A 3016-nucleotide genomic window follows, 5' to 3' on the forward strand; every position below is an offset into this window, starting at 1 on the left:
CCTCACGCGCAATGGATCTGAGAACATACTTGAGCTACAACCTGTCAGCCATCGCGAACTACGGGCGTCGACGTCAGCAAGGGAAAGCAGTCTCAACGTCAAGGGCAGAAGGCCTCGTAAATGAGATCGCCAATGTGTGCATGGGAAAGAAACAACGCATGAGATGGTCCCCAAGAGGCGCGCACCGTGTTGCGGTTGTCAGGGCTGCGGTACTAGATGGAAGGCTCTCACCAGGACAGCTCAGGGCGGCATGATCCCCAAAGTTTTTCCACTCCCAATCGTTACAAAGTGATGACTGGCGCATTGCGGCTGCGAGTGCGGGACATTTGCCGCCGGGCGTGCCGCGACAACGAGGTCGACATCTTGCGCGGGGTGTTGTCGAGCGATCACGGCCACATGTTTGTCTCGGTGCCGCCAAAGCTTGCTATCAGCGATCTGGTGCGCAAGATGAAGGGCTGTTCGTCTTACAAGGTGCAATGCGAGTTTCCCGCCATCCGCATACGCTACTGGGGATGCCGGTAGTCGTTCAGTGAAATCAGCCGGGACGCTGTTCATCAAAAACGCGGTGCGGTTGGTGCGTCGGTCCGGGATGGCTCTGAACAGGGCCACGTCATTCGAGCTTGGCGGGGCGTCGGACGCAAAAGCGATCCGAGCCAAAAGATCGCGATTATCCCTCGGGGTAGATAGTGAGGGCCGTTTTCAGGCTGAAGCGCCGTGCTGCAACCTCAAGCAGACCGATGGCCGCGCCGCAACTGATTTCAAGCGCACGATCCTGCGGGTCAACCACTGGCAAGGCACGTGTCCGATCGGCGATCACCTCCAGATATCCGTCGGACACCCGGAAAAGCCACGGTTGTGTGTTGTGATCTGACAGTCCCAGAACCGCGTATCCGATCAAGAAAGGGATTTGGTCATACACTGGCCCATTTTCAGGAAAGCCCTCTGCAGTGATGGACCAAGGAGACGTGGCGTTTTGGATCATTCGACTTCACCATGAGGTGCTGATAGCGGCGAACGGCAGCGTATTCTTCAAACGGCTGACGTGATTGATGCGGATCAATCGCCTGAAGTGCTGCTGCGCTATGCAGTCTAAACTGCTCTCTCTTCAACAGCGGGCTGAAAGACTGGAGCAGTTGACTGTCAGGGAGAAAACAGAATGCCAGACGCGACACTCAGATTTTGCGGCGCGGCGCGAACGGTGACGGGATCTTGCTACTGGCTGCAGACGGATCAATGCAGTTTTCTGGTGGATTGCGGCTTGTTCCAAGGGCCCAAGACGCTGAAGGAACTTAACTATCGTCCGTTTCCATTCGACCCTCCCAAGATTGATTTTGTGCTTCAGACCCATGCCCATATCGATCATGCTGGTTTGCTCCCAAAATTGAGCGCCTCAGGATTTCAGGGACCCATCTACGCGACAGCTGGCACGAGAGACCTTCTGACATTCATGCTGCCCGACAGTGGTTACATTCAGGAGATGGAGGTCGATCAACTCAACCTCCGAAACCTGCGGCATGGCAAGCCAGAGGTTGAACCGATCTACACACGGCAGGACGCAGAGGATTGCCTGACCATTTTTGAAACGGTCGACTATGAAGTCTGGACACCTGTCGGCCCGGGTGTGCGCGCAAGGTTCTGGAACGCGGGGCACATCCTGGGGTCCGCCTCAATCGAAGTCGAAATCGATCAGGAAAACTCGAAACCTATTCGCCTTTTGTTTTCTGGCGATATCGGGCCTGACAACAAGCTGTTCCATCCTGATCCTGACGCACCGTCGGATTTCGATTATGTGATATCGGAGGCAACCTATGGCGGTCGCGAGCGGGCCGATGTCACACCCGCCGCACGAATGGAAACGCTGAGGCACGAAGTGTCACGCGCGCTGGACCACAACGGCATGTTGCTGATCCCTGTTTTCGCTGTAGAACGCACTCAGGAGTTGATCACGGATCTTCTCGCGCTTCAGGACGCAGGCGACATCCCCAAGGTTCCGGTCTATCTGGATTCCCCGTTGGCCATCCGCGTGACCAAAGTTTTTCAAAGGCATGCGCGGGACCTCGAAGATCTTGGACCGGGGCCACGATTGATAAGCAATCCCGCAATTCGCCCCACAGAAACGGTCGAGCAAAGCAAACAGATCGCGAAAATCACCGGGGGCGCAATCATCCTTGCAGCAAGCGGTATGTGCGAGGCCGGCCGCATCCGGCACCACCTCAAGCAATGGCTTTGGCAGGACAAGGCTACCGTCCTTTTTGTTGGATACCAAGCCATCGGCACGCTGGGCCGGATCCTGAGCGAAGGCGCGAAGTCTGTGAAAGTTCACGGAGAGGAGATCAGGGTCAAGGCGCGCATTCGCAAAGTCGATACGTATTCTGGGCACGCAGACGGATCTGAGTTGACCGATTGGATTATCCAGCGCCGCCCGATCAGAGAGGCGCTTATCCTGACCCATGGCGAAGAGCCACAAATGAACGCGTTAAAATCCGCCCTGATGGAAAAAGGGTTCGCTGACAAAGACATACTGATCCCAAATCTTGATGATCAGATAGCTCTTAGCGCAGATGGGACGTCGATCCTTGAACCGCCACAGGATCAGCGCATGCTACCCGAGGCATTAGGCGGGCCCGATTGGCACAACGATCTGACAGAGCTTGTGTTCGAATTGCGGGACATATTCGAACAGGCAGCTGATGATAAAGCGCGTGCCAAAGTCCTGCGACGGATCAGGCGTGCGTTGAAAGATGATGCTTGAGAGGTCCGCGATGGATGTCGCTAAAGCACGCTCTTTCTGGATGCGTTAGGCCGGATTGTGCCTGTCGTTGTACCCTAATAAAAGAGAAATCGCCGCTTCTCGCCTATTTTGGGCCTTGTTGCAGGGATCGCCTCTCCGCTGATACCGATGCGGTCTGTTCCCACTAGGATCCTGCAAATGCCTCACAAGTTCAACGCCGATCGTCGAGACAAGATCCCGAAGCAACGGCATCGAGTGACCAACTGGGCCGAGTATAACGAGGGC

The 3016-nt window shown here is 55.7% G+C and carries 3 protein-coding genes and 1 pseudogene; 3 read left to right on the forward strand and 1 reads right to left on the reverse strand.

Going from position 1 to position 3016, the window contains the following annotated elements; all coding sequences use genetic code 11:
* Nucleotides 1-254 (forward strand): annotated as a pseudogene (locus tag Q1B15_RS04800) (ISKra4 family transposase); the annotation flags it as partial.
* Nucleotides 217-522 carry an IS200/IS605 family transposase gene (gene tnpA, locus Q1B15_RS04805; protein ID WP_299750939.1) on the forward strand — a complete coding sequence of 102 codons (306 nt, stop codon included), beginning with the start codon at nucleotides 217-219 and terminating at the stop codon, nucleotides 520-522. The pseudogene Q1B15_RS04800 and the gene tnpA, both read left to right, overlap by 38 nt.
* A gap of 145 nt (nucleotides 523-667) precedes the next feature.
* On the opposite strand, the gene Q1B15_RS04810 is transcribed toward tnpA, so the two are convergent.
* Nucleotides 668-982 (reverse strand): hypothetical protein, encoded by a 315-nt coding sequence (locus Q1B15_RS04810; RefSeq protein WP_299750942.1) that lies wholly within the window; start codon nucleotides 980-982, stop codon nucleotides 668-670.
* 174 nt (nucleotides 983-1156) lie between these two features.
* On the opposite strand from Q1B15_RS04810, the gene Q1B15_RS04815 reads away from it, so the two are divergent.
* Nucleotides 1157-2752, forward strand: coding sequence for an MBL fold metallo-hydrolase (locus Q1B15_RS04815; RefSeq protein WP_299750945.1), 1596 nt, complete (start codon nucleotides 1157-1159; stop codon nucleotides 2750-2752).
* Nucleotides 2753-3016 lie beyond the last annotated feature (264 nt).

It is taken from the genome of uncultured Boseongicola sp., from assembly GCF_937988555.1.
Taxonomy (GTDB): Bacteria; Pseudomonadota; Alphaproteobacteria; order Rhodobacterales; family Rhodobacteraceae; genus Boseongicola.